The following is a 26,332-nucleotide window of genomic DNA, read 5'->3' as shown; positions in this document are numbered from 1 at the left end:
CTATGAGTCGAGCGAATCACCCTTCTCCTTCAAGATGTCGGCAAAGGTGACGGTTGTTTCCTCATCTTCATCGTGGATATACTTGGAAATTTCCTTTCGCTGAAGATTTCTCTGGTATTCACGAATGGAGAGACTCAACCGTTGACTGTGCGGGTTAATGTCCGTCACAAGACAGGTGATTTTTTCACCGGGGCTAAAGCGTGAGAGTACTTCATCGCTTACTTCTTCGCCGGGTTGAGTAAGATTGAACTTATTAATCAACCCTTCGATGCCGCCGGGAACGCGCACAAACACCCCAAAATCGGTAACGCTGGTGATTTCTCCCTCAATAACGCTCCCCTTGGGATAGGTTTTTCTGAGGCTCTGCCAGGGATCCTCTTCAAGCTGCTTTACACCGAGCCGAATCCGATGACTTTCCTCATCGACACTAATAACAACTACATCAATCTCTTCACCGGCCTTCAAAACAGAACCGGGATTCTTGATTTTCCGGGTCCATGAGAGATCATCGGAATGGAGGAAGCCGTCGATTCCCTCTTCAAGCTCCACAAAGGCCCCTGCATTGGTAATTTTGACTACCTTTCTGGTGAGCCTGGTACCTACGGGATAGGAGTCGGCAATGGTATCCCACGGATTTGGACGAACCTGTTTTAGACCGAGGCTCACCCTACCCTGCTGGATGTCGTAGGAAAGTATCATCACATCGACTTCATCACCGATATTCAACACCTCTTTGGGGTGGTTGATCCGCTTAACCCACGAAAGCTCGGAAATATGTGCAAGCCCCTCAATTCCTTCTTCAAGTTCGATGAAAGCACCGAAATCGGTAAGCTTGGTTACGGTTCCCTTAACAATATCGTTAACCTGGTACTTCGCTTCGAAAGCAAGCCATGGATCCGGGGTAAAGTGTTTAAGCGAAAGATTGATCTTCTGCTCCTCTGGATCAAGCTTGATCACCTTCAGCTCAACTTCCTGTCCCTTCTTGACATAATCCTTCGGGCGAGTGACATGCCCCCAACTCATATCATTGATATGAAGCAAACCGTCGAATCCGCCGAGATCGATAAAGGCACCGAAACTGGTAAAGCTTTTTACCGTTCCTGTGACCACATCGCCTATGGAGGTTTCGCTGAAAAACTTCTCTTTCCGTTCGGCGATATCACGCTCCATAAAGCCGCGGCGAGACAGAACAATCTTCAGTTTGTTGTCGCTGTAAAGCCTGTCGATTAGAAACTTGCCCTTCAGGCCGATGTACTCATCGGGATTTTCCACCCGCTGTACATCGGTTTTCGACATGGGACAGAAACCTCTAACGCCATGTCCCAAATCGACTTCAAACCCGCCCTTGATCACCTTGTCAAAGGTGCCTTCAACGGGCTGCTCATTGTCAAAAGCCTCTCGAAGCTCTTTCCAAAAGAGTTTAACGTCGGCCTTATTTTTCGAAACGACAACCTGTCCGCCTTTTCCTTCCTTGCGAACAAGAACAACATTAACGATATCACCAATCTCGGGTGTGGTTTCGAATTCAGAAAGAGGGATCTTACCCTCGGATTTATAACCCACGTCGACAAAAACATTTTCCGGTCCGACCTGGATTACGGACCCCTCGACGAGTTGACCTTCTTCCAACTCTTCGAGAGATTTCAGGTACTCTTCCTGCAGAGAAGCCTGAATGTCTGTGCTTTTCTCGGAATCCTTCTCAGTCATCACTACCATCTTTCTCCTGGTTTACCTTTTGTTCAGCTCTGAATATTTCTTGTACCACTTTCTCACAAACTTGATCTATGGTCAAGTCCGAGCTATCTATATAGAGAGCATCGTCGGCGACTTTGAGTCCGCCCACCGGTTTCTCTCTGTCGATGGTATCCCGACTTCTGATTGAGTCGACGAGTTCGTCATAGGAGAGTTCACTGGTTCCCTGCCTGAACCTGCGCATTGCTCTGGTCTCTACACTGGCATCCAAGAATATCTTTACCTCTGCATCGGGAAAAACGACAGTCGTGATATCCCTTCCCTCCATGACAACATTCATCTCCGCGGTAGTTTTTCGGAGCGCCTTATTGATTTCCTCTCGTAAGGGAGGATACGCACTAACGGTCGCTACCAATGCGTCGATACGGTCGGTATGGAGGAAGGGCTCCACATTACGGGCTCCGATATACAATTCACCTTGTCGTATTGAAAAAGAGAGGGAGGCCACGAGATCGACCAATCCCTCTTTCTTTTCAACATCAATCCCCTGTTCGAGGGCATAAAGGGTGACCGCCCGGTAGAATTTTCCTGAACTGATATAAAAAAAAGCGCTTCTCTGCGCAATGGCTTTTGCAATGGTACTTTTCCCGACCCCCGCCGGTCCGTCGATTGCTACGATCACCTTTTTTCTCCCTTTTGCTGTTTCATGAACCAGGCAATCTCTTTGGGTTTGAGATTTCTGAACTCACCAGGATGCATGCCTGCTATCTGAACGGGGCCGATGCGCACCCTGTGCAGGCGTTTTACCTTTATGTTTTTACTGGTAAAGAGTTTTCTGATTTCCCTGTTTTTGCCTTCCCTCAGAACGATTTTGACTTTCACCGGAGAGATAATGTTGTATGCATGAATACGGTAGAGCTCGCCTTCTACAACGACCCCCTTGCGGAACTCTTCCAATAGCTCTGAACTAAGCCGTTTCGCAGTCTCCACTACATATTCCTTTTCGATCTCGTGCGAGGGATGGGTGATGATTTTGGCGAATTCGCCGTCGTTGGTAAAGAAAATCAAACCGGAGGAAAGAAAATCAAGTCGTCCCACATTAAAAAGACGGACCGGAAACTTCCCCTTTATAAGGTCTTCGGCTAAGGGACGCCCCTCCAAATCATAATGGGTACAAAGATAACGAACAGGTTTGTTGAGAGCGATGTAGTAGTGTTTGCCAGTGGGAAAGACAGGCTTGCCTCGATAGGTAACGCTATCCCTTCCAGGAACAACCTTTATTCCCTGGGAGTTGGCTACTTGCCCGTTTACCCTGACGCATCCCTCGCTGATAAGCTTCTCGCAGGCCCTGCGTGAGCCTACTCCGCTTCTTGCCAGGTAGAGCTGAAGCCTCACGGCCTCATCCGGCCTCTTTTTCTTATCGTCCTTATCCATTCAGTTCGAACCGATCCCTATTTATATCATCAAGTTTCGGAAGGTCGGATATACTTTTAAGTCTGAACAGCTTGAGGAACTCCTTTGTTGTGCCGTACTGGGTCGGCTTTCCAGGAACGTCCTTTTTTCCAATGCCCTTGACCAATCCCCGATTCTGAAGGAGTTTGATCATGCTATCGGCGGAAACACCCCTGATGTTCTCAATTTCCCCTCTAGTTATCGGCTGACTATAGGCGATGATCGAAAGTGTCTCAAGGGCCGCACGGGAGAGCTTGTTATCGTTGTGCTTGCCATAGCGATCTTTGAGATAATCCCATAGCTCGGCCTTCGGAACCAACTGCCACCCGCCTCCGACTTCCACCAGTTCGATGCCGGAATCCTCCGAAGCATAGCGTTCGTGAAGCTGCGTAAGGGCGTGCTCCACCACCTCAAGGGAGAGGTTCGAGAATTTTACCAGCTGCTTCGTATTGATCGGGTCTCCCTCGAGAAATAAAATGGCTTCTATCAATGCTGTTTCCCGGTCCAGTTTCATCACCTCTTATTCCTGTGTATCCTCGTCTGAAAAATCATAGGCCTCAAAATGTTCTCCAGGCAGGGGCACACGTTTTCTAATCTGTATATCACCGAAAAGACGGTTCTGAAAGATGGAAATCAATTTGATTTTAACGCTTTCCAGGATTGCAAGAAAGGCACACACGACCTCCATCGTCGATGTTTCCTTTTTTATCAGATCGGTAAACAAAAAATGATCCTTTCCTTCCAGTAATTCATGAATCAGGCTGATTTTTTCATTTATGGTGACCTCTTCATAGAGATCGATGATTCGTTCGTGTGAAAGGGTCCCGATCATAGTGGAAAAACTTTTCAATAGGTCCCAAACCTCAATCTGCTCCCAGATGTCGTCTTCCTCGGAGAACGGAAGGGTGCGCTGTTTCTTTTTTCGTTCGATGGTCCATTCGGATGCACGCTCTTTTTCTTCCATTAACTTACTGATTTCTTTAAATTTCTGATACTCGATAAGCCGTTCGACAAGTTCCTGCCTGGGATCTTCGTAATCCTCACCGAAATCGACTTCTACAGGAAGCAGCATCTGACTTTTAATGTAGAGCAATGTCGAGGCAAGAAGATAAAATTCGGTCAGATCATCAAGATCAATACTAGTAGCATATTCCAGATAACTGATGTACTGATCGGTTATTTCGGCAATGGGGATATCGTAGATATTGACTTCGTTTTTTCGGATCAGAAAAAGCAAGAGATCGAGCGGACCTTCGAACTCACCAAGTTTGAATCGCTGCTTGCTTTCCGAACTCGATACAACGGCATCGGTTTCGGTCAATTCTGCCATTTAAAAAAGCTCCGTCTCTTCGGCCGGCTCGCTCTTCTTGGATTTCGGTAATTTTCGTTCAGCGGATTTGTCTTCCTCCTTGGGCACTTCCTTCTGCTTGGTTTCCGGCGTAGGTTCGGGGAAAAGGAGTACACGAACCTTTTTATCGATTTCCTCTGCCACATCGGCATTCGTCTCAAGGAAGAGTTTTGCATTTTCCCGTCCCTGACCGATTCTTTCTTCACCGTAGGAGTACCAGGAACCGCTTTTCTGAATGACTTCGAATTTCAACGCCGCATCAAGCAAACTTGCACTGGCCGAGATTCCTTTGCCAAAGATAATTTCAAGTTCGGCCTTTTTAAAGGGAGGAGCAACCTTGTTTTTGGCAATCTTTATTCGTACTCGGTTACCGATCGCCTCATCAGCCCCCTTGGAGATGGTCTCGATTCTCCGTACCTCAATTCTCACAGAGGAGTAGAATTTAAGCGCCTTACCTCCGGTAGTCGTTTCCGGGTTTCCGAACATTACCCCGATCTTCATTCGGATCTGGTTAATGAAGATAAGACAAGCTCCGCTCTTGGAGATAATGCCCGTAAGCTTTCGGAGGGCCTGACTCATAAGACGCGCCTGCAATCCCATGTGGGAATCACCCATATCGCCCTCGATTTCCGCTTGGGGAGTAAGGGCTGCCACAGAGTCCACGACGATAATATCCACGGCTCCGGACCTGACAAGGCTTTCGGCAATCTCCAGGGCTTGCTCACCGGTATCCGGCTGGCTGACCCACATCTCATCGATATTGACGCCGAGGTTTCGGGCGTAGACAGGGTCGAGGGCATGTTCGGCATCAATGAAAGCGGCGATGCCTCCCTGCTTCTGGCATTCTGCAATGGCATGGAGAGCCAGCGTTGTTTTTCCCGACGATTCCGGGCCGTATATTTCGACGATACGTCCCTTGGGATAGCCTCCGACCCCCAGGGCGGCATCAAGGAGAATCGATCCGGAGGGAATTGTTTCAATATTACCCTGACGATTCTCACCGCCGAGCTTCATGAGAGAACCCTTCCCAAATTGCTTTTCAATCTGCAGACGGGCTGCTTCCAGCGCCTTCTCTTTCTCTTCCCTATTTTCGTAAGAAGCTGAAGCCGTCATCGTTTTCTTTGCCATACTTCTCCCCCTTCGACTGTATACGCACAATAGCGCCCGTATGATTTATCCTATCAGAAACGCTTTCGTGAGTCGAGAAGGATTGTGACCGGACCCTGATTGATATAATCAACATCCATGGAAGCGCCGAATTTTCCCGTCTCTGTGTGGATACCTCGACGGGAAAACCGCTCCGCCATTTCGCGGTAGAGTTTCCTCGCTATTTCGGGATCGGCTGCAAAGTTATAGCTTGGACGCTTCCCTTTTCTGGTATCCGCGCAAAGGGTAAACTGAGAAACCACGAGGATGGAACCTTCGACATCAAGCACCGAGAGGTTCATTTTTCCTGCCTCGTCCTGAAATATGCGCAGGCCGCTGATTTTTTCCTCAAGATAGGAGAGGTCCTTTTCTCCGTCTTCATGCTCAACGCCCAGATAGACCAAAAGACCATGGCCTATTTCACCCACGGTCTGCCCCTCTACGGTAACGGTACATCGTTTTACCCGTTGTACTACCGCTCTCATTGCTGCTCCTTGAGAAACTGATGTACGGAAAGGGCCGTAAGAGAAAAAGGAATGTCTTGATTTCCGGTGAGTGCAACACTTCCAAGGACCTCAATAGGCAGTTCGGGGTCGATACGGACAGAAAAAGGAAGCGTTACCGGGACCTGCCCTTCAAGAACACGGCCGGTTTCGTAACCGACGAGAAGATCAAATTGGATGGCATGTTCTCCGATCTGAAGATTACTGACAGCACCCTTCCAAGCCACATGGCACCCTGCGTAAAGGGCCGGTTCCTTTATCACTTCTCGGTATGCAAAGTTGTCTTTAAAATTGGAGAAGCTAGGTGCCTTCAGCGAGGCGATGAGAAAGCGGGCTTTTTCGCGAACCGGCTCTGATGCGTTGGAGAGAAGGATTCGATTAATTTCACGTCGTACCATGTTATCCCGGCCGGCACGAAAATAGCGCCCCATGGACTCGAATAGTTCCTGGATCTCCATTTCGCTGAAGGAGAAGGGATGATTACTCTTTTCGACCTCTGTCAACTTGGGGATGTCACCGATATCCAGGGCCGGCAGGTATGTCTCACTTACAGACTTTGTGATACGTAGGGGAGAAAATGGGGCAACGAGTAAAAGTACGGCAACAACGCCGGCAAGCAGGATGGCAAGAAGGAGACGGTATAGAGGAAAGGTTCTCGCCGGCTGAGGTATGAGGCGTTCGAGCTTACCGGATTCCGTATAATCGATAATAAACTCAGGATCACTGTTCTTTTTCAGTAATCGCAGTCCCCGAAGTGCATACTGATTTTTTCGATCGGAATCAAGGACTTCGAGCCACAGCTCAATTGCCTTCGCCGTCTCCTGCCGTTTTAAATGGACCGAGGCAAGTCCAAGAAGGGTTTCGATGTCGGTAGGTTTAATATCGTGACCGCGTTTCAGATAGGTGTAGGCACTCCCAAAGTCGCCCATATGAAGGCAGGAGAAACCCAAAAGATAGTAAAAATTGAAGCTTTCTCGAAAACGGAAGACCTGCGGCTCAAGCAGTCTGATTACCTGTTCGTAATGTCGCTGCCTGAAAAATTTCGCCGCTTTCGAGAAAGGTTTCGTTGCCATGATACCAAATAACTACCTTCGTTCGTAGGTCGCTTTGCGCTGGTCAAGGGTCGAGAAAATTTGATGTAAGACTTCAATATCCTCTTCGTTTACACTCTCTGGATATGTAAGCAATTCATCTATCTTATCGATGAGGTCGTTCACCGTTGCCAGATCCTCGGTCACCTGGCCTCTGGTATCATCGGGTGCAAGTCCTCCCTTATCCACCGTTTTATTGTAGAGCTCTTCAATATCCGATGATTTCTCTCCTGTGGAAGCCGAGAACCGGCTGCCGCTGTAGAGGCCGAAGGCAAGGCTTATGTCTCGCTTTTCACCGGGAGCCACTTTTTTCGGAAGATAATAGTAGCATACGGCCGAGTCGTTTACCGAATAGGGTAACATATTAAAGTTCCTTGAGGACTGTACCGAAAAATTCCAGGTATTTTCCTGAAGCCGTTTCCAGTTTGCAAAAACTATCCTATCCGGAACCGACAAACCTCGCCCCTGCACCATTCCCTGCAATCCACCGAAGCCGGATATTTCGGAGGGAGAGACCCAGTAGCCGGGCAACATCGCCGTATATTCGGTTTCACCCTGTATAGCCAGCCCCCCGTCGGTGACAAAATGACGCGAGTCTTCCTCTCCAAGATAGGTATCAAAAAGATAATGCACTCCTATCGTCTGCGGCCTGTCGGTAATGTTGGTTATGGTAATGGTTATTGCGAAACCATCGCTTAAGGGTGAGTTTTCCGATTCGATAAAGCGAAAGGATTCTTTTACCGTAAAGGCGTTGGACTTCCACAAGAAATAGCCTCCGCCCGCTTCCTTCCCTGTGCTTAAAGAAAACCCTGAAGATTCGCCCATGGAGTAGATTCTGTTGCCGACAAGAAAACCGAAGCCAGTGGTCCTGGGATCCCGAGCAAAGAAGAAGGGGATATAATCGCCGGAGGCAGCCGTCTTTTCATAGTAGGCGGCGAACTTCCCGTTGTTTTCGTTGAGAACAAGCTTTATTCGTCCATCTTTCAGCTCAAGAGCCGAAAGCAAAGACAAGGATGTAAAGAAAAAAAGTATGATGGCTGTTGCCATCAAAAGCCTTCGATTCCTCATAATCTTCATTTTCCCTCCTCCTGGTCGAGGAGCCACTCAATATAGAGCTCTTTCAGGGTCAATGCCTTCATTTTTAACGATAGGAGCTCTTCCCTCGAATCGGCCGTTTCAGGGACAGAAATAAATCCAACTCCTTCATTGCCCCTTTGACTAAGCTGACTAATTTGGCGTTTAAGATCGGCAATTTCCTGCTCTTTTGCATCGAGATCGGAAGAGAGTTCCTGCACCAGAGCCTCTTTATCGTTGGCCGTAAGGGCCGTGAGCTTTCGCTGGTATCCGGAGATGGCCTGGTCGTACATCTTCTCCCGCCGCTGAAACTCCTCAAGGGCTGAAAGATACTCTTCATGACTCATCTTCAAAAGACGCATCAACTCTTCTTCCCGCTCTTTCATCTCTATCAGTGAAAGCCGGTATCTCGATGCTTCGACCTTGAAGCTGGCGGGATAATCGGTGATGATCAGATTGAAAATTCGCTGGGCCTTTTCCAAATGACCGAGGGCAAAAAGCGATTCACCGATCCAGTAGTAGGCGTTTGCAACAAATTCATGGTCCGGGTAGGCCTCGATAAAATCGTAAAGGGCACGTATTGCATTATCAAAATCATTTTGCAGAAACAGAAGCCTGCCCTTCCAGTAGCTCCCATCCCGGTAGAAACTACTTTTCGGAAAATTCTCGAGAAAATACTCAAGATCCCGGGCTGCATCATCGTAATTCTTCAGAGCCATTTCGGAACGGGCCAACCAATAATAGGCGGCTCCATGAAGCTTTTGCGCATCATTGTCGAGAATAACTTCGCGGAAACCAAGAAGCGCATCCTGGTAGGTTCCTGAACCGAAGGCCTCCAGGGCACTTTTCATGCGTCCTGCTCCGGCTTCCTGTGCTAAAAGTGGAAGCGAACCAGCGATAAACAGCAGGAGCAGGAACGGCACTATTCGTTTGCTTTCTGACATCATCTACTCTCCCGTTCCTATATATCGGCCTGTACGGCCGCTTCTTTACGAAGAAAGAGCGGCTTTGAGAAATCGAACCTCTTCGGCGGGATCTTCGGCCCGAAAAAAGGCACTTCCGCTTACCAGGAGATTGGCTCCGGCTGATACTGCGGCCCTTACCGTATCCCGGTTGATGCCTCCGTCCACGGAAAGAAGAATCGGCGAGGCTCCTTCGAACATGGTTTTTATCTGCGTGACCTTCCTAAGGCAGCCGGGAATGAGCTTCTGTCCCCCAAAGCCTGGGTTTACGGTCATGACCAGAACCAGATCAAGATCCTCAAGCAGCTCGCTGATGGCAGAGGCCGGAGTGGAAGGGACAAGGGATATGCCGGCTTTCACCTTCGCATCCCTGATCCTTTGGATAAGGCGATGTGCGTGGGTAACGGCTTCAAGATGAAAGGTGATATAGTCCGCCCCTGCGTCGATAAAAGCATCGACGTGGGATTCGGGATTATCGACCATGAGGTGAACATCCAATGGCAATTTCGTTCTCTTGCGTATATCGGCCACCATTTTGGGGCCAAAGGTAATATTGGGGACAAAGTGTCCGTCCATCACATCGAGATGGACCATATCGGCCTGTGATGCCTCAATTCGGTCGATGGCAGCTGCAATATCGCCGAAATCGGCGGAAAGAACCGATGGTGCGACTAAAGGTTGATTGTTCATACCTTAGGTTTTACCAGATTCGATCTCAAAAGGCAATCTGCCCGTTCCCCGGAAGGGAGAACAGGCAGAAAAGAAGGGTTCTATTGCTTCCCTTGGACAGATGTTCAGCTTTGTGCAGCTTCCCTGATTGCAGCAAGAACCCTGGGAGGCGTAAGGGGAAGTTCCCGAATTCTCGCACCCGTTGCGTTGTAAATGGCATTGGCTATTGCGGCAAGCGGGGTGTCGATTCCGATCTCCCCCACCGATTTTGCGCCGAAGGGGCCGCTGGGTTCGTAACTTTCGGCAAACTCGACGGTCAGCTTCTTAACATCTTCCCGTGAAGGAATCTTGTAGTGCATCAGGTTATTGGTACGCAGACGCCCATTCTCGGTGTACTGGACATCTTCGTACAAGGCCATGCCGATACCCTGTAAAAGCCCCCCTTCAACCTGGATTTTGGCCAACTGCGGATTGATGGGTGTACCACAGTCAACCACGGCAACGTAATCCAGAACATCGACCTTCCCGGTTTCCAGATCGATCTCCACCTCAACAAAGCCCGCCATATAAGGGGGCGGGGATTTCTCTCCGGAAAAGGAGCCCGAGGCGTTTACGGTCTTCATGTTGAGCCCATCATGGTAGAGCAGGTCAAAACTGAGTTCTTTGAGCGTGATTGTCTTGGAACCGTCTTTTGTTCTCAGCTCCTTTCCGTCGAATTCCACCTGGTCTGCATCGACGGAGAATTTCGTCGCAGCGGCTGCGCACAGCTCTTTTTTCATGTTTTGTGCAGCCCTGATAACCGCATTACCGGAAACATAGGTGGTACTTGATGCATAGGCTCCGACATCATAGGGAGTATGATCTGTGTCCGATGCGTAGACGATGATATCGTCACTGTCTACGCCAAGCTCTTCGGCGGCAATTTGCGCCAAAATCGTGTCACTGCCGGTTCCCAGATCGGTGGCCCCCATGTGCAGTTTGAAAAAACCATCGTCCTGGAGTTCGAGGTTGGCGGAACCCATATCGATCAGAGGAATCCCGGATCCCTGCATGGCGATGGCCATTCCCTTTGCCCGTATCCTACCCGGAGCCACCTCGTAAGCAAGTCGTGAAGGAAGCCAGTCGATAAGCCGGCAGCCTCGCTTGACGCAGTAATCAAGCTTGCAGCTTTCGACGATCATCTCAACCCCCTCGCCGCCTTCGCCCATGATCTTGAAAACCTCACTGGTTTGACCTTCGGCGATCATATTCTTTTTCCGCAGCTCTACGGGATCCATACCAAGTTTTGCTGCCAGTTCATCTATGGCAGATTCCAAGGCAAAATTGCCCTGGATGGCTCCGTATCCACGATAGGCTCCTGCCGGAACCTTATTGGTATAGACGATCTGTCCACCGAAACGGACTGCCTCAACCTTATTGTAAAGCGGAAGCGTTTTGGACCCTCCGACCATGAAAACGGTCAGTGCGTGCTCGCCGTAGGCTCCGGTGTTGGAAAGGACATGCATGTCGATGGCCCGTATATGCCCATCTCGAGTAGCACCTATGCCCACATCTATTCGCATCTGATGGCGGGAAAAGGTGGCCTCAAATACCTCTTTGCGGCTTAGCACCACCTTTGCAGGTTTTCCCGTTTTAAGGGTTACCAAAGCGGCATAGGGTTCGACATGCAGGTGTTGCTTTGCACCAAAGCCCCCACCTATCCTCGGCTTCTGGATACGGATATTACGCAGAGGCATATCCAGGGCTTGGCCCAAAAGTCGTCGCGTATGAAAGGGGTTCTGTGTGGATGTGACCACATTCAGCCTTCCGTGGAGGTCAAGGTATGTGTATGCGGTATGGGGTTCGAGAGCCACATGGGCCTGGGCCTGGGTATGGTAGGAAGCCTTTATGCTTACCTCGCTTGATTCGAGCACCTTCTCCACATCACCGATCTCCATTGCATAGGCAGCGGCAATATTGCGTTTTGGTTCAAAGCCGATGGGAAACATGTCGTGGATCTCCGGCTCGGGATGAATGACGGTAGGATTATCCATTGCTTCTTCAAAATCAAGGACCGCATCGAGGACCTCATATGTGACCTTTACCAATCGTGCGGCTTCGGCAGCACTCTCTTCGTCGATTGCCGCGACTATTGCCACTTCATCCCCCACATAACGAACATATTCGTCCAGAATGAATTTGTCATGGGGACTCGGCTCGGGATGGCCCTGGCCGGCACGGGTAAACGGAATGCGTTTGACATCCTTAGAGCTCAGCGCCAAAACAAATCCTGAAACCTTTTGAGCATCACTTGTATCCACCGAGATAATGCGTGCATGGGCATGGGGACTGCGAATAATTTTTACCACCAAGGCATCCCCGCATGCCAGGTCGTCGGTATAGGCGGGGCGCCCTGTGACCAAGCCCTTTCCGTCTATTTTGGGGCGTGCTTTTCCAACCTCGTTGAAGTGCTTATCCACGGCAGGCCTCCAGATATTTTTTGATAGCGCGCAGCTGGCCTTCGTAACCGCTGCATCTGCAGAGGTTACCGGCCAGGTAGTGTTTGATCTCTTCATCACTGGGGGCTTTCAATTCCTTTTTCATGGCCATGACCGTAAGCGCAAGCCCTGGTGAGCAGAAACCACACTGATCTGCTCCTTCGCCGACCAGAAATTCAGAAAACTCCGCGGCTTCTTTTTCCATACCACGGATGGTGGTAATCTCGTGGCCATCGGCCTTTGCTGCCAGATAGGAGCATGAAAGGATGGGTAGACCGTCAAGGAGGACGGTACATACGCCGCAACTTCCGGTATCACAGCCCTTTTTGACTTCGGTGTACCCTGCCGAGCGAAGTACATCGACGAGCATGGCACCCGGGGTGATCATGTGGACCTTTTCCTGTCCGTTTACGGTAAGGGTGATGATCATTCGGCAACCTCCATGATGGCACGTCTGACAAGGGGAAGGCAGACGTTTTGTCGGTACGCTGCATCTGCCCGCAGATCCTTTCCGAAGCTAAGTTCCTGTGCCGCTACTTTAGCCGCCTTTTCCGCCAGATCCAGCTCTATTGTGTCGTGGCCTTCAAGAACCTTCGCCCCTTCCCGTGCGAGTCTGGCTGCTCCGGGCCTGGCTCCGACAGCGATACGCCAGCTTCCTCCCGCCTTGGCAGCAGCAACATTCAGAATGGAAAAATCTCCCTGAGTGTTGCGTATCGACTGAAATGCGCCTTTTGTGTCGAAGGTGTCGATCACGATTTTCTCAATCAAAAACGCTTCTTTATGTGATTCGAGGAGGAACTGTTCAAAGTCGACAGCCTCTCCATTGTAGGGGACAATGCGTGCGTTCAAGGCAAGGAGGGTGGTATTCAGATCGGAAAACCCGTATTTTCCGGCCACGGTCCCTCCGATCGTGACGATATTCCGCATCTGCACACCGACGATGTGGGCGACCGTATCCTTAAAAAGGGAACCGAAGGTCTTTTCCAGTTCTGATGATGTCTCAAGTTCCCGTGCCGTTGTCATTGCGCCAATCTCGATATACGTATCCGTTTTTTTAATAAATCTGAGGTTAAGTAACGAGAGATCGATGGCTGTTTCAACGCGTCGTAAGCTCATCCTGGACCATGCGCCTCCGCCTATGACAAAAGCATTTTTTTGGGTAAGAAGCGTATAGGCTTCATCAAGGGACCGAGGTCGCACATAGGAAGACACCTCCATAGCCTTTCCTCCTCTTTAATATTTTTGTATCATTTTCATTATTGTACCATGGGGAAAGGCATACCGCAACAAAATGCAACATCCTGTTTCCTGATTCCACTTCATTGACTAAACCCTTGATCGTGTTATAATAAACGAATATACGGACCGGTTATGGGGAGCCTTTCCACGAAACAGCAACAACAGGAAATTCTTGGACGACGAATGACGGAAATACTCGAACAGATGAAAAGCGGCCGTTTTGAGGAAGCCGAGCAGCAGCTTGAAGCCTGCCTTGAGATCGATTTCGAGCACGTCGATGTAATCTCTGCATTGAAATATGTAAAATTTTGGGGTCCCCGAGCCGCACGCCTTGAAACAATTACCGACGTCATGGAACGGGGTGAATATCTGTTTCGCGAGTGGGTGAACTTTCTAAACTATCTCCGAAGCTGTGACTATCGTTTTGAGGGGGGAAGCTACGCCTGTCGGCTTTGGCTTTTTTCCTCCGCTCTTGCATCCTACCAGAAGGCCCTACGAAATTCGGCTGTTCCCGATCCCGATGTGCTGTTTCGTATGGGACGATGCCTAAAGGCAACCGGAGATTATGAGCGGGCAGCGGAGTTCCTCGAAAGTGCCCGCCAGAGCCGAAGAGAGGATGCCGAAATCATTGCCGAACTTGCCGATTGCTATGCCTTCTTGAATGAGACGAAGGCTGCAAAGGCCTTCTTTCGTGAGGCTTTTTTCATAAATCCGCTTGATGTGGACATCAATTTTATCGAATCAGAGTTAATCGTCCGGCTTATTGAAAGAATCCGCATTCTAGGCTATTCTGGTAATGAGTTAAAGGTGTGGCTGCCCGTATATGCTGTCCTGTATGGGGTGTTTAACATAAAGCGGGAGTTGCGCCCCCTTGAATATGGTCGCCTGAAACAGGCAATCTATTCCCTCGAGACAGAACTTCGGGAGCAGCGTGACGAACAAAGAAGGGCGTTGCTTGTACCGGAACTGCTGAATCGGTACTTCTGGCTTATCGATCATTATATCGGATCGAAAGATTCCCGCGAGAATGTCGAGGAAGTGTTGCGGAAGATCAAGCTTCTTGATGAATCCGTGTACGAACAGTTTACCACATAAATCGGAGAAGAACAGATTATGTCTGAATTGCAGATGCAGAAAATTGGCGAACTTCTGAATGAGGAAAAATGGACCAGGGCTACCTTGAATAATTATTCTATTGGCAATTTTGAGGAGCTTGATGCCCTTATCGATGCTCTTGAAGATGAAGATGCCCAGGATGAGGTAAAAGAGCTTTGTGATGAGCATCTGACCCACACGAAAAATAGTATTATTGCACTTTATATTGCCGGTATTGTTGCACTGAGCAGACAGCAGATTGATGATTCCAACCTCGTCAAGTTGATTACCATCTTCTCGGACAACCATAAGTGGACGGTTGTTGAATATCTGTGTAACCGTATCCTTGATTTCGGTGAAAACAAATTCGCTCTTCGCACATTGTCGGAATGTTACGACCATGAAAATGAAACGGAAAAAAAGTATGGCGTTTGGGAACGCCTGATAAAGGTTGATTACGAAGAAGCAGATATCGTCCGCCATCTTGCAGAGAAAAAGGAAGAAGAAGGCGAAATCGATGCTGCCGTCGACTTCTATAAAAAGGCAATTCATCGTTACATCAACAAGCGGCTTTTTACTCAAGTTAAGGATATTTGGCAAAAATTGATCGAATATATCCCCCATGAAGGGGATTTCTTTTTCCATATCGAACGGAAAGTTGCAAAGACCATCAGCGAGGAGCGTGCCGGCCAGTTGCTGGAGGCTCTCTACGCCGAATACCGTGCGGCCGAGGATTGGGATAAGTCCATAACCATTCTAAAGAGAATCCTCGGTTACGATTCTAAGAATCTCTGGGCCAGAAAAGAGATCGTCGAGTGTTTTAAACAGCAGTATAAAGAGCATAGTCATCTTGATGAGTATATTCGTCTCTCCAATCTTAACCAAAACTGGAGAAACGTCCATGATGCCATCAACGATTTTGAGAAGCATATCTCCTTTGATGCCGGTAACTTTGTTTGTCACCGGACTTGGGGGGTCGGACGTATTCGGGAGATCAAGGGCGATTCGGTTATGATCGATTTTGCTCGAAAGCGTGGACACGAAATGAGCCTGAAAATGGCGGTTAGTGCCCTGGGCAGCCTTTCTAAGGACCATATCTGGGTGCTTAAGGTTGTCTGGCCCAAGGATAAATTGCACGACAAGATCAAGAAGGATATCCCCTGGGCCCTTAAGACGGTTATCAAAAGCTTTGATAATGCCGCCAACATGAAACAGATAAAAGCGGAACTGGTCGACAGTGTCTTGAGCCAGGGCGAATGGTCAACATGGTCCACCCAGGCACGACAGGTATTAAAAACCGATCCCTCCTTTGGAAATCTCCCCGATAAGGTCGATTATTTTGTGGTCAGAGATACGCCCATCAGCTTTGAAGAGAAAACCTTCAACCGATTTCGGGCTGAAAAACACTTTTTCGGCCGTCTTAAAATCATGCGGGAATTCCTGAAAGACTCCGATCCCGAATCGGATTATTTCGGAGAGATGTTCGGCTATTTCGCGGGGTTCCTCAAGGCATACAATCAGGTTAATGAACAGGTCGTTGCAAGTTATCTGATCATCAGCCGTTTGATTCGAGAATACCCTTTTCTCAACCCCGGTTTCTCCATAAAGTTCAAGGAGTTGATTCAGGAAATCGGCGATATCGAAGGAATGTTTCAGGCCATCGACGACTCCGATCTCAAGAAGGATTTCCTTGATCGTCTGAAAAAGAGCGTTTCTAACTGGCCCGACTATTTTGTGCGTCTTTTCCCTCATTATCTTACGCGCTATATTCCCGACGAACTTGAAAGCAGGGGGCACGGTGAAAAGCTGAAAGAACTTTTCTCCAATCTGGTTGATCAATACCGCGACAAACGGGAGGCCTTTATCTGGGTCGCCCGCAATATCGACGAGAAAAGCTGGAATGAGGATTACGATATTTCATACGAAAAGGTATTGATCGGCATGGTGCACCTCTTGGACATCACCTTTCGGGAAATATCCAATAAGCGGGAAGTGGCGGAAAACAGAAAACTGAACCGCCAAATTCAAACCTTTCTCTTGAAAGAGAAAAAGCTTGAAGAATATATTGCAAAGTCAGACGAAGATTCCATTAATCGCCTTTTCACCCTCATCAATGATGTGAAAGAGCTTGATCCCTCGGTGAAGATTGAACTGAAGCATACGATTCTCGAACGCTTCCCCTCCTTCAAGTTTTACGGAGAAAAGGTAACGGAAGTCGTTTCCAGGGGTCTTATTGTCACCCGGAAGACCTTTGAGGCGAAGAAACAGCAATTACAGCACATCAATGATGTCGAGATGAAAGAAACCTCAAAAGAGATTGGGGCGGCCATCGAGCTTGGAGACCTAAAGGAAAATGCCGAATACAAGGCTGGAAAAGAGAAGCAGGAACTGCTGAATATCCAGATGCAGAAGCTTAAGGATGAGATAGATCGTGCCGTTATCTTCGATCCGGCCGATCGCGATACTTCTAAGATATCGTTTGCCACAAAAGTCACCTTGGAAAACCTCGATACAAAGAAGAAAGAGACATACAGCTTCTTTGGTCCATGGGAATCGAACCCGAACGAGAATATTATCAGTTATCTGAGTCCCTTCGGAGGTAAGCTGTGGAACCACAAAGAGGGTGAGGATCTTGAGTTCGAGATCAATGAAAGAGTCTATCATTATTCTGTATTGAAAATAGAAGCTGCGGAAATGCCATAAGGACCAAAAACGTTCCATATGGGGGAAAATGAATGAAAAAAAGGTCTGACGGAAGGCGGCGGGTGTTGTTACCTGTCGCCATCTTTCTTTTGTTTATCTTTTCGGGAAGTGGCGCTCTCACGGCCCAGTCTGTCGACGCGGTGGTTCTCATCGATACGTCGGAAAGCATGTTTTCATATTTCGATGCTACGCGTGACTACCTGATCCACCGAATCCTAACCGAAGAATTGAAGATTGGCGACAGTTTTCATCTTTTGAGTTTTTCCGATCGCCCCGAATATGAGATATCCCGAAAGCTAAAAGGAGTGGAGGAGATCAAGGATGTTATAGCCCGGCTGATGTTGCTTCAGCCGCTTGGCCACTATACCGATCTCGTTGCCGCATGTAAGGAGTTATACGACTATACCTCGGATCTTCCTCTTGAGACCCAGAAAGAAATTTTTATCTTGACCGACGGTATTCATGATCCCCCTCCTGGTTCTCCCTATCCCGTTTCTTCAAGAAACGGGGAAGATGTTTCAGATATCGCTGCATCCATGCGTCGAAACGGATGGAAGGTCCATATCATTCAATTTCCGATCGTAGCTTCCGATGCTTCTATGCAATCGGACCTATCGGGTGACCTGGCTCTCGCTTCCGACGATAACGATAACGCCGCTTCTTCTCCCGGGACCGTTTCTTCCGATAATAAAATGGATGTCCGTCCTGAAGCGACGCAGGAGGAGGCCGTGGCGCCAGGCTCGGACTCTGGAACCGATCGAACCGATCAGGGACCGGAGCCGGGAAATAACCTTTTACCTACCATCAGTGATAAGCTCGGGGTTGAAGCCGTTCCATATAGTCCCGAAGGCGAAGGGTTTGCCTACCGGGCAACGGGACAGCTCGAAATCGTTTTTCCCCGCACCTTAGGGAAAATAGGTGAAGAGTTTGTCCTTCCCCTGGATATACGAAATCATCTTGAAGGACCTGCGGCGGTGAAGATCAACGACCTGTTGATTAACGGCACCCCGTCTCTCGAAAAGCCCGTCTCTTTGGGACTGAACCCAGGTGCTAAACGACGAGTAAAATTGAACCTCACCCTTCCTTCTTCTGTCTCGGAAGGAGAGGGAACTATCGATGTAGAACTTCGTCTGGGGGATGCCGGACGTGCCTTCCCTAGGTCTTCAACTATTTCGGTGCGTGTCGTGCGAGGAGAAGGAATCGTTGGAGGAGGAACTCCTTTTCGCATGATTCTCTTTTTTCTCGTCGTGATTGTTGTTCTTGTTCCTGTGATCCTTCTCATCAGAAGGGCATCGGGCAATAAAGAAGATAACAAAGAGAGCAGAGTCAGCAAGGAAATTTATAGCGAGACGAAAGAGAGGGAGCGCGTGAGCTCGGTGAGCCCCAATATCCCGAAAATTGAAAAGCATGCCGCAGCCCTTCCCGCTTTTACAAACACTCCGGTTTCCCGTGACCTGCCGCAATCCCGGCAGACTGAAAGGATGCACGAGGCTGTCGATTCGTTGCAGGCCTATCAGCGGCAGGAACGCCCGCTTCCCGAATTCTATAGAACAACAACAACTACGGGAGAGACAAATCTCCCTCCGAAGCTTCGTAGTACGGGTACCGTAAGCCTTTCTGCTTCTGCTCGTCATGATAGTGGTCTGTACACGATAAAAGAAATCGTCTCCGCACGTGCTCAAGGCAAAATTGCTGTGGAGATGGTGGTTCGTGATCAGAACCGTCTCATCGGACGGCGAAACATCAAATGGATGAAAGATGGGGAAACCTTGAAGATCGGTGGTGCCGCCTCTTCTCCCTTTATTATCTTCCTCTACCCTGTTCCCTCGTCAATTGGAACGCTCACCCGACAAGGGGAACAGTTCTTTTTCACACCTGAGTCCTCCGATAGGTTTCTCGGATTTGGTGACGGCGATATGCTGAAATCAGAGTGCATTGATATGCCGATTACCTTTGCGGTAAATAATGAGGTCAGCATCGAGTTCCGCTTCCATCGCTGGATTTCACCGCTTGAATCTCTTAATCGCATGTTGCATATGATCGATGAACCCGGATTGCCAAAATGAACAAGGGAAAGGAGAGTTTTCAGTTTCGCTTCGCTTAGGCTTAATTTCGAAGAGCTTCAAGAGTCGAGAGTGCCTGTTTCCTAATGAGGGCATTATTCTCTTCGCCGGTAAGCTTTTCGACCTCTCCTTCGAGGCTTGTTATTTTGTTGATTCTGATACCGGAAAGGGCAGAAAGAACCATCTCCTGCCGATCGGTGAGAGCAAGCATTTTTTTGTACATATCTTCCAGGCTATCAGATTTTGTCATTGCTAAAATCTTGGCGGTTTCGGTGATAATAGCCTTTTGGCGCTCGTATTCTGTTACGTTTTTTACTATCGAATCTACAGCAGTCAGGGCTTTTCCTTCGTCACTTTTCAGTAGAGCGATCAGCGATTGCGATCTGATTTCCATCGGGACCTTGCTGTCGAGGTAGAGTTCGACAAGAAGGTCGGAGGCTTTGCCGCTTCCTATTTCCCCCAGGGCAGAAACTGCAGCGGATCGAACATTTTTGATGTCTGGGTCACTCTTTGCCTTGTAGATCAGAATATCCACCGCATCTTCCGACTTACGTTCACCAAGGGCCGTGGCTGCCGCCACCCTTACGCGCCAGAACGAGTCACGTAAGGCCTGAATAAGTGCCTGTTCGGCCTGTTGGCCATCGAATTTTGTCAGCGCGGCGGTTGCCCTGCTTCGAAGAATAGGATCGCTGCTGTCGAAGACCTCCATCAATGCTTCCAAACTGGAATCGCCGCCTATCTCTCCCAGAGCCGAGGCTGCACGCCAGCGAATCGATTTATCCTCTCCCTCGTCAAGTAGAAGATCAACAAGTGTGGAAACCGCATGTGCATCACCAAGCTTTCCTATGGCGCTGATAAGTTCGGCGCGTTTGTTGTCGGAAAGGTCGGAAGAGTCAAGCTCCTCTTCAAGTAATGTGGAAAAAGAGCTGTCTCCCGAATCCCCGATGGCTGAGACAGCGGCAGTGGATATTCGATCGTTTCTGTCAGGAAGAAGGGTTTCAGCAAAAAATGTGGTAATTTCCTTTGTCTGGCGCTTCTTTAGATAGGTAATCGCCGCTGATACGAGATCGAATGATGTATCCTGATCCCATTCTTCGCTGAGAGTTGAAAAGAAAATATCTCGTCCGGAATCAAGATCCAGGGCATCAAAGTATGAGATGATCTTGGCCTTGACTGTTTCATTGAGACTTGATCGATAAAGATCCATCAGCTCATTCTCAAAGCGATCATCCTTCTCCTTTATGATCGCATCAATGAGGGCAGAGACTTCACTATCAATACCATATGCAATAGTCTCTTTTCGTTCTTCATAGACGCTTTTCATATCGTCTTCCTCGGCATAAAGGAGGGAAAGAGAAGATGTCACAAGAACAAAGAACCAAAAGAACGCCATTATTGTGAGCTGTTTTTTGTGAAAAGAGATCATCGTTTTTTCCTTATCCGCAAAAGTGCAAAAATGCGATCGACCATTTCGACCTGCATAAGCTTATACATCATCAGAATGAGAGCCGATGAGATACAAAATTCCACACCGAGATAGACGACCCCCTTTATATTTGATCCTGTGACCCACCACCCTCCAAAATAGGTAGTGGCTGCATATGCGAAGAGAAGAAAGGGGATCATGGAAAGAGAAACCTTCTTAATGGTGGAGAAAACCATTCTTGAATCGAAGCCCTTCAATTTCTTGGCGGCAAAGAATATCAGAATGAGAAATCCAACGGTGAAGGAGATGGAATTGGCAATGGCAAGACCGGTAACACCGAGAACGGTTTCTTTCAAAATAAGCGAGAAAATGATATCCACCGTGGCAACCACACAGGCGACGATAAATGGAAGGCGATAGTTGCGGATGGAGTAGAAAAAACGCTGAAGGAAATTGAAGGCACCGACGCTGAAAAGTCCCCAACAGTATCCTGTCAACACCGAAGCCGTCAGAAAGGTATCGCCGGCATAGAATTTGCCGCGCTGCAAGGCCATGCTGATTGTCTCCTTACCGAAAAAGGAGAGGAACAGGGCCGAGGGAATAAGTAATACAAAAAGAAAGCGGATACCGTATTGAAGGGTATCCCGAAGGCCGGAGAGGTCGTTATTACCTGCCTGTCTACTCATCTTCGGGAAAAGGACCGTGGTCACCGATGCGGAAAAGATTCCAAAGGGAAGTTGCCAAAACACCATGGCGTATGAGAGTGCGGAAACGCTTCCAGTTGTCAAGCCAGAGGCAAAAATATAGGCAATCTGCTGGTTGATGGTAAAGATTGATGAGGTGGCAAGTACCGGCAACCAGCGGTGCAGGATCTTTACGAAGTCATCGCTTCTAAAGTGAAAAGAGGGTGAAAAGCGATATCCCAAGCGCATGGCCTGAGGGATCTGAAAGAGGATTTGCCCCACCCCGCCAGTCAAAACCCCGACGGCCATAGAGAATACCCCCAGACTTCGATGAAATATCAAAATAGAACTAATTACCGAGATGGAAAAAAAGATGGGGGTGAATGCCGGAATAAAGAACCGGTCGTGGCTGTTCAAGAGCCCCATTAGCACACTGCTGATGCTGATAAGGAGGAGATAGACAATGAAATAGCGAAATAGGTCGATAGAAAGCGCAATTTGGGCGGGATCCTTGAACTGGGTCACCACGTGTCGTACCAATGGCTCGGCAAAAATGATGGCAAGAATAGTAAAGGGTATCAGAATAAGCAACTGAAATGTAATAAGCGTCCTTACAAGAAGCGAGGATCGACTTCTTTTGGCATCTTCGTTGACGATTGTTTCGCTCAGGACCGGAATAAAGGCACTGCTGAGGGCGCCCTCGGCCAAAAGCTTCCTCAGGTTATTGGGTACCGCAAAGGTGGCGTTTATGACATCCGCCTTACCTCCTGCACCGAAGACTGCCGTAATGACGGCAGTACGTACAAAACCAAGAATTCTGGATACAAAAGTGCACAACATGACAACCATTGTAAAGAATGTGCTGTCACGCTTTCCTGTTGTTGTTTCCGACTGCTTCATTCGGTTTTAGTTTCCTTTTTTTACATATCGGTCGAGAAAGTTCTTCTTGAAAGAGGAAAATCGATCTTCACGAATTGAGTGTCTGATCTCGACCATAAGGTCATAGAGGAACTGGAGGTTGTGTTCGGTCGCCAGCATGGGGCCAAAGAGCTCTCCGGCTTTAAACAGATGGCGCATATAGCCGCGCGAGTACCTGGTGCATGCCTGGCAGGTACACCCCTCCTCAATAGGGCCTTTATCCAATGCGTGCCCGGCTTTTTTCAGGTTTATCATACCGTCTTTCGTAAACACTGTCCCATTTCTTGCCGTACGTGTTGCAAACACACAATCGAAAAGGTCGATCCCGTTTTCTACCGCGGCAAAAATGTAGTCGGGAGTTCCAATTCCCATGAGGTACCGTGGTTTTTCCGATGGAAGGAATTGTGAGGTATAGGCAAGGTACTCTTCGAATGTTTCTTTTGGTTCTCCTACGGAAAGACCGCCAATGGCAATACCGGGGAAATCAAGTTCGATGATTTCTTCGCTGCTGATTTTCCGTAGGTCCTTGAAAAAGTTGCCTTGAATGATGCCGAATAGCTTTCCCTCAAAGCCCGCTTCCCGCTCTATATCCCAACGCACTTTGCTTCGTTTCGCCCAAGCCGTTGTTCGGCGGCATGCTTCAATGGCTTTTTTGTAGCTGATTTCAGGTGGGGTACATTCGTCAAGGCACATCATGATATCGCTGCCAAGGGTTCTTTGAAATTCAACCACACTTTCGGGCGTAAGGTGATGGTAGGAGCCGTCTATGTGACTTCGAAACCGAACTCCCTCATCACGTATTTTTCGAAAGGGTGCAAGACTAAAAACCTGAAAACCTCCGCTGTCGGTGAGGATATTGTGGGGCCAGGACGAGAAGGCGTGAAGACCTCCGTATGTTTCAAACACCTCCTTCCCGGGTCTGAGATAGAGATGGTAGGTATTTCCGAGGATCAGGCGATAGCCCATATTGTCGACGGCTGCATGGCTAATCGCTTTTACCGTTCCGTTCGTTCCGACGGGCATAAAGGCAGGAACCTCAATTGTTCCGTGCGGCAAGGCAAGTGTTCCCGTCCGCGCAGCCGTAAGCGTATCGTTGTGGTCTATTGTGAGCATGAAAAATACTCCGCTATTTAAGATTTTGCCTTTTTCAGGAGAAAAAGTGAGATACAGAGAAATAGAAGAGCGCTGGTCCATGCCCCGGTAATCGGTCTGATGATTCCCAACTGGGCAAAGAGTACAAGGACCATTTCGCTGACATAATATAACACGGAAACGATGACGCTGGAAAGCAGACTCATAAGTAAAATATTCTTTTTAAAATATCCACTTAACGAGATGGACAGAAGGGCTACGATCAACGGGGTAAGGGAAAACGAAAAACGCTCGTAGTATGCCGTCAACTCTTTGTGATAGCGTTCACTACCGCTTTTTCGAAGCCGTTCGATCCATACTTGGGCCTCTTTTCTTTGCAGCTCATTAACCGATCCTATCTGTTTCCGGAAACTCGAGGGAGATTCCGAAAGTTCAGGGTTACGATAGGTGAGAAAAAATTGCTCCGTAACCCTCTTATCAGATAAAACTTCAAAAAGTCTTACCCGATGAAACACCCACTCCCCCGATTCATCACACTGTGCCCATTCACTTTCTATCCGCTTCGTGAAGTTTCCTTGCGAATCGCGTATAAGTACACTGACTCCGGTCAGAGATCTGTTTTTTGCATTATAGTAATCTATCTTGTAAAGGAATCTTCCCTCACCGGAAAGAATGACGACATTATTGTTGTTTCCCACGGAAGAACGTCCGGAAAGGCGGTCGGTCAGTATCTGCTTCTGAGCGCTTTTCGGGATAACAAGATATTCCTGAAAAAAGTAACTACCAACAGATAAAAGGGCGGACAAGACGATAATCGGCACCGTAAAGCGGAGGAGTGATACTCCGGATGAGAATAGTGCCAGCAGCTCGTTATTCGCCTGATATGATCCAAGGGTAAAGGCGATTGCAAAGAGTATCGAGGGCGGTAGGGCAAGGGTGATTGCCTTGGGATAATAAAGAAGTGAGGTGAAAAGTATCTCAGCAAGCGCTGCATCGTTTTGCAGGTAGCGCCAGAGATTTGAGAAGAGTTCCACCAGAACCACGACAAAGGAAAAGAACATGAGCGAAAGAAACAATATATGGAAAAACGCCCTTAGAACCATCAGATCAAGCTTCTTCACCGATGGCTCCTTGATAGGTATATCAACAATCCGATAAAGGCTATGAAGATATTGGGAAACCACATGGCCAAGGCTGCTGATACCTGAAAGCGAACACCAAGTGTCTGACCGACAATCAGAAGCATCCAGTAAAAGGCAGCGGCAAATAAGCCCAATACAAAACCAACCCATCTTCCACTTCTCTTTGGTAAGAGGCCTGCAGGAAAAGCAAAAAACATAAAGGTAAAACAGCCGAGAGGGATTGCAAGCTTTTTGTAGAATTCAATTTTATACAACTGTAGAGTACGGTCAAATCGCTTTTTGTTCTGATCCTCCTTTTTCTTCGCTTCCATCGTCTGAATTTCCCCATACAGGGCGGCTGTACTCATTTCCCGGGGAGTCAGGTTGTTAATGGAATAGGTAAAGGAGGAAAGGAGAATATTATATTCCATCGTATCGGCGGTAAAATAATCGAAATCCCCCTCCCGTTTCTTTGCAGTATGTCCAAATACCTCTTCAAGTCTGAGGCTGATAACGCCGTTTTCCTTTTCATCCTGCTCGAGATATGCTCTTTTTGCCGAAAGCATTCTTTCGTTCTGATCTTCGTCATGGTCAAGGATCACAAGATCGGAAATTTCCCTATCGGAGATTGCACCGGTTACCAAAACGGTATCTTTATAGCGCCTGACAGCATAAGGCTCCAATTCCAAGGCCGGATTCGAATAGAGAATATCGCGGTATAGTCTTCCGAACTGGACCGTCCCCCTCGGAAGAAGAACATCATTTGAAAAAAAAGAAATTCCAGATAATATAAGGCCGAGCAACATGACGGGAAAAAAGAGTCTGAGATGGGAAACGCCAAGGGCACGAAAAGCGGTAATCTCATTATCGGAGGAAAATCGTCCTATGGCCATGACGGTGCCGAGCAAGGCGGAAAAAGGAAAGGTAAAGGCAAGAATGGCCGGAAGGGAATAGAGGATTAAAAGAAGTACCTTCGTTACCCCTACTCGCTTTGACAAAACTTCCTCTGCAAGTAGAAGTAGCTGATTCACGAAAAAGATAAAAAAGAAAAAAATGAAGGCAATACAGAAGGAGAAGAAGAACTCTTTCAGTAAATATGCATCGGCAATCCGAAACCGTAAGGATTTGTGCCGGAGGATCATATTCCTGTTGAGCCGAAGCCCCCATGTCCACGATCGGACTGTTCCAACTCTTCTATTTGTATGAACTCAGCCTGTACAACGGGCGCAAACACCAGTTGCGCAATCCTCATCCCCGGTTCAACGGAAAAAGATTCGCGCCCAAGATTGATAAGAATGATCTTAATTTCTCCCCGGTAATCACAATCAATGGTTCCGGGCGTGTTAAGCACGGTCAACCCATTACGGGCAGCAAGTCCCGATCGGGGGCGCACCTGAGCCTCAAAGCCCTCGGGAATCTGAATCCGGACACCGGTGGGAATCATTGCACGCTCCCCCGGCGGCAGGATTACGGGCTTGGCGATATCGGCATGAAGATCGGCTCCAGAAGCATGGGCCGAAGCATACTGAGGCATCAGCTGTGCATCAAATGTTCCGTGAACAATAATCTTCGTCATTG

23 protein-coding genes are annotated in these 26,332 nt (G+C 48.4%); 3 read left to right on the top strand and 20 right to left on the bottom strand.

What is annotated here, in order from left to right; translation table 11 throughout:
- From rpsA to SPIRS_RS10325, 14 genes are all read right to left on the bottom strand, one after another.
- A complete protein-coding gene (gene rpsA, locus SPIRS_RS10390; RefSeq protein ID WP_013254642.1) occupies positions 1-1,716 on the bottom strand; it encodes a 30S ribosomal protein S1 in 1,716 nt (571 codons plus the stop codon).
- Positions 1,700-2,374 carry a (d)CMP kinase gene (cmk, locus tag SPIRS_RS10385; protein ID WP_013254641.1) on the bottom strand — a complete coding sequence of 225 codons (675 nt, stop codon included), beginning with the start codon at positions 2,372-2,374 and terminating at the stop codon, positions 1,700-1,702. The genes rpsA and cmk overlap by 17 nt, the downstream gene beginning before the upstream one ends.
- The gene (locus SPIRS_RS10380; protein WP_013254640.1) at positions 2,371-3,126 is read right to left on the bottom strand and encodes a pseudouridine synthase; all 756 of its coding nucleotides are present in this window, start codon (positions 3,124-3,126) and stop codon (positions 2,371-2,373) included. Before SPIRS_RS10380 ends, cmk begins: the two co-directional genes overlap by 4 nt.
- Positions 3,119-3,658 (bottom strand): SMC-Scp complex subunit ScpB, encoded by a 540-nt coding sequence (gene scpB / locus SPIRS_RS10375; RefSeq protein WP_013254639.1) that lies wholly within the window; start codon positions 3,656-3,658, stop codon positions 3,119-3,121. The genes SPIRS_RS10380 and scpB overlap by 8 nt, the downstream gene beginning before the upstream one ends.
- Positions 3,659-3,664: 6 nt before the next feature.
- Positions 3,665-4,474, bottom strand: coding sequence for a segregation and condensation protein A (locus tag SPIRS_RS10370; protein ID WP_013254638.1), 810 nt, complete (start codon positions 4,472-4,474; stop codon positions 3,665-3,667).
- Entirely contained in the window at positions 4,475-5,620 is a 1,146-nt protein-coding gene (gene recA / locus SPIRS_RS10365; RefSeq protein WP_013254637.1) for a recombinase RecA, read from the bottom strand.
- A 53-nt stretch (positions 5,621-5,673) separates the two neighbouring features.
- Positions 5,674-6,123, bottom strand: a complete 450-nt coding sequence (dtd, locus tag SPIRS_RS10360) for a D-aminoacyl-tRNA deacylase (protein ID WP_013254636.1) — start codon at positions 6,121-6,123, stop codon at positions 5,674-5,676.
- On the bottom strand, positions 6,120-7,214 hold the full coding sequence (locus SPIRS_RS10355) for a tetratricopeptide repeat protein (RefSeq protein ID WP_013254635.1): 1,095 nt from the start codon (positions 7,212-7,214) through the stop codon (positions 6,120-6,122). The genes dtd and SPIRS_RS10355 overlap by 4 nt, the downstream gene beginning before the upstream one ends.
- 12 nt (positions 7,215-7,226) lie before the next feature.
- Entirely contained in the window at positions 7,227-8,309 is a 1,083-nt protein-coding gene (locus SPIRS_RS10350) for a hypothetical protein (RefSeq protein ID WP_013254634.1), read from the bottom strand.
- The gene (locus SPIRS_RS10345; RefSeq protein ID WP_245537753.1) at positions 8,306-9,253 is read right to left on the bottom strand and encodes a tetratricopeptide repeat protein; all 948 of its coding nucleotides are present in this window, start codon (positions 9,251-9,253) and stop codon (positions 8,306-8,308) included. Before SPIRS_RS10345 ends, SPIRS_RS10350 begins: the two co-directional genes overlap by 4 nt.
- Before the next feature lie 42 nt (positions 9,254-9,295).
- Positions 9,296-9,958 (bottom strand): ribulose-phosphate 3-epimerase, encoded by a 663-nt coding sequence (gene rpe / locus SPIRS_RS10340; RefSeq protein ID WP_013254632.1) that lies wholly within the window; start codon positions 9,956-9,958, stop codon positions 9,296-9,298.
- Positions 9,959-10,062: 104 nt separating this feature from the next.
- On the bottom strand, positions 10,063-12,396 hold the full coding sequence (locus tag SPIRS_RS10335) for a xanthine dehydrogenase family protein molybdopterin-binding subunit (protein ID WP_013254631.1): 2,334 nt from the start codon (positions 12,394-12,396) through the stop codon (positions 10,063-10,065).
- A complete protein-coding gene (locus tag SPIRS_RS10330) occupies positions 12,389-12,844 on the bottom strand; it encodes a (2Fe-2S)-binding protein (RefSeq protein WP_013254630.1) in 456 nt (151 codons plus the stop codon). The genes SPIRS_RS10335 and SPIRS_RS10330 overlap by 8 nt, the downstream gene beginning before the upstream one ends.
- Entirely contained in the window at positions 12,841-13,632 is a 792-nt protein-coding gene (locus tag SPIRS_RS10325) for an FAD binding domain-containing protein (RefSeq protein WP_013254629.1), read from the bottom strand. Before SPIRS_RS10325 ends, SPIRS_RS10330 begins: the two co-directional genes overlap by 4 nt.
- 153 nt (positions 13,633-13,785) lie before the next feature.
- Between SPIRS_RS10325 and SPIRS_RS10320 the strand changes: the two genes are divergently transcribed.
- Genes SPIRS_RS10320 through SPIRS_RS10310 form a run of 3 tightly spaced genes read left to right on the top strand, consistent with a single transcriptional unit; the run spans position 13,786 to position 19,517 of the window.
- Entirely contained in the window at positions 13,786-14,748 is a 963-nt protein-coding gene (locus SPIRS_RS10320) for a tetratricopeptide repeat protein (RefSeq protein WP_013254628.1), read from the top strand.
- A gap of 18 nt (positions 14,749-14,766) precedes the next feature.
- The gene (gene greA / locus SPIRS_RS10315; RefSeq protein ID WP_013254627.1) at positions 14,767-17,451 is read left to right on the top strand and encodes a transcription elongation factor GreA; all 2,685 of its coding nucleotides are present in this window, start codon (positions 14,767-14,769) and stop codon (positions 17,449-17,451) included.
- Positions 17,452-17,483: 32 nt separating this feature from the next.
- Positions 17,484-19,517, top strand: coding sequence for a vWA domain-containing protein (locus SPIRS_RS10310; protein ID WP_041866044.1), 2,034 nt, complete (start codon positions 17,484-17,486; stop codon positions 19,515-19,517).
- 40 nt (positions 19,518-19,557) lie between these two features.
- Here SPIRS_RS10310 and SPIRS_RS10305 read toward each other — a convergent pair whose 3' ends face one another.
- From SPIRS_RS10305 to dut, 6 genes are read right to left on the bottom strand one after another with little or no spacing between them, the layout of a single operon-like run.
- Complete coding sequence (locus SPIRS_RS10305; RefSeq protein ID WP_013254625.1) at positions 19,558-20,940, bottom strand: HEAT repeat domain-containing protein; 1,383 nt, start codon at positions 20,938-20,940, stop codon at positions 19,558-19,560.
- A complete protein-coding gene (murJ, locus tag SPIRS_RS10300) occupies positions 20,937-22,523 on the bottom strand; it encodes a murein biosynthesis integral membrane protein MurJ (protein WP_013254624.1) in 1,587 nt (528 codons plus the stop codon). The genes SPIRS_RS10305 and murJ overlap by 4 nt, the downstream gene beginning before the upstream one ends.
- Positions 22,524-22,529: 6 nt before the next feature.
- Positions 22,530-23,654, bottom strand: a complete 1,125-nt coding sequence (gene tgt, locus SPIRS_RS10295) for a tRNA guanosine(34) transglycosylase Tgt (protein ID WP_013254623.1) — start codon at positions 23,652-23,654, stop codon at positions 22,530-22,532.
- A 17-nt stretch (positions 23,655-23,671) separates the two neighbouring features.
- Positions 23,672-24,754 carry an LptF/LptG family permease gene (locus tag SPIRS_RS10290; RefSeq protein ID WP_013254622.1) on the bottom strand — a complete coding sequence of 361 codons (1,083 nt, stop codon included), beginning with the start codon at positions 24,752-24,754 and terminating at the stop codon, positions 23,672-23,674.
- A complete protein-coding gene (locus SPIRS_RS10285) occupies positions 24,751-25,896 on the bottom strand; it encodes an LptF/LptG family permease (RefSeq protein WP_013254621.1) in 1,146 nt (381 codons plus the stop codon). The genes SPIRS_RS10290 and SPIRS_RS10285 overlap by 4 nt, the downstream gene beginning before the upstream one ends.
- Complete coding sequence (gene dut / locus SPIRS_RS10280) at positions 25,893-26,330, bottom strand: dUTP diphosphatase (RefSeq protein ID WP_013254620.1); 438 nt, start codon at positions 26,328-26,330, stop codon at positions 25,893-25,895. Before dut ends, SPIRS_RS10285 begins: the two co-directional genes overlap by 4 nt.
- Positions 26,331-26,332 lie beyond the last annotated feature (2 nt).

It is taken from the genome of Sediminispirochaeta smaragdinae DSM 11293, assembly GCF_000143985.1.
Taxonomy (GTDB): Bacteria; Spirochaetota; Spirochaetia; order DSM-16054; family Sediminispirochaetaceae; genus Sediminispirochaeta; species Sediminispirochaeta smaragdinae.
This window is presented reverse-complemented; position numbering and strand designations above follow the sequence as displayed.